Consider the following 3,692-nt stretch of genomic DNA (forward strand, 5'->3'; position numbering starts at 1 on the left):
CCTCGGCGTGGGAGTCGCTGCGCCGCCAGCACCATCCGCACTGGACGTGGCGTATCCAGATCGACGGGCCGGCCGAGGCGATCCGGGCCACGCTGGCCGCCTGCGGTGCCACCGCCGACGGGCGGGTCGAGATCGCCGCGCATGGCACCCGCGAGGGTCCCGCCGTCGCCCGCAACATCGCCCTCGGTGCGTGCACCGCGCCGCTGATCCAGAACCTGGACGCCGACGATGAGCTCGAACCCGAGGCCCTCGGCGCCCTGTCCGGCGCGCTGGCAGCCCATCCCGACGCCGGCTTCGCCGCCGGGCACGCCCGCGACCTGCACCCCGACGGCAGCCTGCACGTCACGCCGCTGGCGATACCCGCCGGCCCGCTGGTCCGCGGCGCACTCGCCGTCGCCTGGAAGGCAGCGCTGCCCGAGCGGACCCTGCCACCCATCCATCCCGCCGGTGTCATGTGGCGGCGCACCCTGCTGTTCACCCTCGGTGGATGGGCTGCGCTGCGTGGTGTGGAGGACACCGCGACCCTGCTCGCCGGTTCCGCGCTCGCCACGGGCGTCCTGTTGGACCTGCCCACCCTGCGTTACCGCCGTCATGGCGCCCAGCACTCGCGCCGAAACGAAAAATTCTCGGGGGGGGGGAGGGTGCCAGTATCTGCTCATCTGGCAGCGCGCTTCGTTGCTTTTCGCCGGCCCGCCCTGGGCGGGCCACGAATCGTGGTGACGGGCCGGCGGTCGGATCAGAAGGTAAGGGTCGTCCTTCGTCGGGGTGAACACGAAGATCCTGTCGGCGATGGATTCCGGACCACACCGCTGCCCGAACGCGTACGGCTGGGCCTCGCGTACGGCTGGGCCTCGCGTACGGCTGGGCCTCGGGGACGGCCTGCGCGCGCGGCACGGCATGTTCGAGATGCTCGAGCTTGTCAGCGAGGTCGTTGTCCAGGCCGGGGCGAGCCGAGGGCAGAACGCGCATCGCGGTACGCGAGAACAGGTTCGCGCGCAGGAAGCCGAGGGCGAGACCGCCGGGCGCACCGGCCAGCGGGTTCGTTGACCCGCGCGGAACGCCCTCGTACTGTAGGTAAACCTTACCTACCTGGGGAGTCGTCGTGAACGATCAGGTCGTCAGGCGCGGTCGGCTTCGTGGGGGCCACCATCGCAGCCGTCCGGAACGGGTGGCCGCGGCATGACGAACCTGAAGGCGGCCGTGCGAGCGCTGTCGGTCGAGCGGCCGGGGCGGTTCCTGCGCTGCCCGGTGCGGGTCGAGTCCGTCGCCGTGGTCTCGCCGTCCTTCCAGCGGGTGACGCTGGTCGCCGACGGTTTCGCCGGGTACACCGAGCAGCTGCCGGCCGACGCGTTCCGGCTGTTCCCCGGTGGGGTCGAGGAGCCCGCGGCCGGGTCGGCCGCGGGTGCGGTCGAGCCAGGGGTGTCGCGGGCGTTCACCGTGCGGTCGTTCGATCCGGCGGAGAACCGGCTGGTCTTCGACGCACACGTCCATCATGGTGGGCTCACAGCCCGCTGGCTTGACGGCGCCGCCGACGGTGGCACCGCCGAGCTGATCGGTATGCGGGTCGAGTTCGTCCCGGGGCCGATCGCCGCGCGGGTGGCCGACACGGTGCTGCTTCTCGCCGACCTCAGCGGTCTGCCGGCGGTCGCGGCCATCCTGACCGCGTTGTCGCCCGACCAGTCCGCCACCGTGGTGATCAGTGGCCGCGGTGGCGGGGGATCAGCCGCTGCTGCCCGCGCGCCCGGGAGACGACGTCCGCTGGGTGCCCGCCGGTGGCCTGGTCGACGCGGTGGGTGGGTTGCCGCGCCCGGCCGGTGTGGCGGCGGGTTGGGTGGCCTCCGAAGCCGGGGAGGTCCGGGCGATCCGGCGCCTTCTGCTCGGCGAGCTGGGGGTGGACCGCGCCCAGCTGCACGCCGCGGCCTACTGGAAGCGCGGGAGCAGTTTCGACGACCTCGACGCCCAGAACGCCCGCCGCTACGCCGAGGCGATCGCCGCCGGCCACGACGTCACCGATCCCGCCGTCCTCGAGGAACTCGCCTTCTCCTGACCGGGCTGGCTCCTGAGTCGGCTGGCTGATGGCGGGGGGCGGGGATCGCGGGGTAGCGGGGGTCAGGGCGTCCCGTCGCAGGTGAGCAGGCCTGCTCGGGCCTTGCTGGTGAGGACGGCGGTGGCGGCCTCGGCGAGACGGTGGGCGAAGGTCGGGTCGCGGTGGGCCGCCGCGGCCAGCGCCGTACTCATCGTCACACCATCGGCGCCGCGTACCGACAGTGCCAGGTCCCCGCCGGCGGCGATGAAGCGCACGGCCCGTTCCCCCACCGGCACCGACCCGACGGCGACCGCAGCCCCCAGGTCGTCGGACATCACCAGGCCACGGAACCCCAACTGCCCACGCAGCAGACCGGTGATGATCGGCTGGGAGAACACCGCCAACGCGGCCGGGTCAAGCCGCGGGTAGCGGGCCAGTGACACCATCATCGCCGCGGTATCGGCGGAGATCGCGGTGCGAAACGGCTCCAGGTTCGGGTCGGACGGGTCCGCCACGTCGTCCACGGCCTCGGTGGACGTGTCGGTGTTGGCGTGCACCCGGCCGAGCCCCGGGAAGTGCTTGGCCGTGGCCAGCAGGCCGCTGTCCTGCATCGCGGGGATGACGACGCCCAGCGCCGCGGCGACGCCGTCCGGGTCGGTGCCGAAGTTGCGCTGGGACACGCCGATCGGCGGGTTGGCCCGGGCGGTACCCGCGGCGACGGTGTCGGCGACCGGCGCCAGGTCCAGCGTCACCCCGGCGCCGGCCAGGGCGCGTGCCCAGCTCGCGGTACGTTCCCGCAGGTCGGACGCATCCCAACGGCCCTGTTCGACGGCGTTCGGGATGCGCTCGAAACCTGCCCCCGACAGCGTCTGGACCTGGCCACCCTCCTGATCCACCGCGATGTGCAGGGCGATGCCGACATCGCGCCGCGCCGCGTCCTGCACGGCGCGCAGATCCGCACCCAGCTCGGACGCGGGCTGGGTGGAACGTCCGGCCAGGAACACCCCACCAAGGCGGGAGCGTCGGACGACGTCGACGGCCGCCCGCGCCCCGGTGATGGGCACCCCGACCATGACGACCTGCCCGGCCTGCCCTTCAACACCCAACCCGCCCGCCCGAGCCGCGACGCAGGCCGCTGCGGCGACACTCAGCCCCGCGGCTGACCGTCCACTCCCGGCGGACCCGGCGGACGTTCCGCCTTTTCCCGCCACCGACGTCGACCCCGCAGTGCCGCCGCTGCTGCCGCTCGTACCACCGCGACCGCTGGCCGCATCCGGCCTGGTGGTGGCACTCGGACCGTCCGCGGCATCGAGGCGGTTGCCGAGGGCGACGGCCAGACCGGGGCTGGACGTGGCCGGATCGGGCGTCCGGGAGGGACTGTCGACCTGCGTGGACGCATCGACGTCGTGAGGTTCGGGCCGGCCGAGACCGCCCACGACGACGGAGCAGAACCCGAGGACCACCATCAGCAGCGCCGACACGGTGAGCCGCCGTCCGTCCTTACCACGAAAGATCCGGAGCATCGTGTTTACGGTACATTTCCGGCTCGTGTCGATGTGCGCCGCGGGGTGGCCAGGGCACAGTGGGCAGCACGGTGACGGGGAACCCTGACTGTGCGTGGCCAGCCTCTCGCCCGTGGGCCAGCAGCGAAAGTTGACCTTGCAAC

Annotated in this window: 3 protein-coding genes and 2 pseudogenes; 3 read left to right on the forward strand and 2 right to left on the reverse strand. The window is 73.0% G+C overall.

From position 1 onward, the window contains the following. Positions 1-59: 59 nt before the first annotated feature. Positions 60-242 (forward strand): annotated as a pseudogene (locus G6R24_RS22905) (glycosyltransferase); the annotation flags it as partial. 232 nt (positions 243-474) lie between these two features. On the opposite strand, the gene G6R24_RS23815 reads toward G6R24_RS22905, so the two are convergent. Further along, positions 475-1,035: a DUF2278 family protein gene (locus tag G6R24_RS23815; RefSeq protein WP_338084475.1), complete on the reverse strand. Its 561-nt coding sequence runs from the start codon at positions 1,033-1,035 to the stop codon at positions 475-477. A gap of 144 nt (positions 1,036-1,179) precedes the next feature. Here G6R24_RS23815 and G6R24_RS22910 point away from each other — a divergent pair. Together G6R24_RS22910 and G6R24_RS22915 are read left to right on the forward strand one after the other, a co-directional pair. Continuing rightward, a pseudogene (locus G6R24_RS22910) lies at positions 1,180-1,497 on the forward strand (siderophore-interacting protein); the annotation flags it as partial. 211 nt (positions 1,498-1,708) lie between these two features. Next, entirely contained in the window at positions 1,709-2,047 is a 339-nt protein-coding gene (locus tag G6R24_RS22915; RefSeq protein ID WP_225438752.1) for a siderophore-interacting protein, read from the forward strand. Between the two features lie 62 nt (positions 2,048-2,109). Here G6R24_RS22915 and G6R24_RS19285 read toward each other — a convergent pair whose 3' ends face one another. Then, positions 2,110-3,549: a glycoside hydrolase family 3 N-terminal domain-containing protein gene (locus tag G6R24_RS19285; protein WP_217451560.1), complete on the reverse strand. Its 1,440-nt coding sequence runs from the start codon at positions 3,547-3,549 to the stop codon at positions 2,110-2,112. Positions 3,550-3,692 lie beyond the last annotated feature (143 nt).

Origin of the sequence: Candidatus Frankia nodulisporulans, assembly GCF_902806475.1 — a bacterium.
GTDB lineage: Bacteria > Actinomycetota > Actinomycetes > Frankiales > Frankiaceae > Frankia > Frankia umida.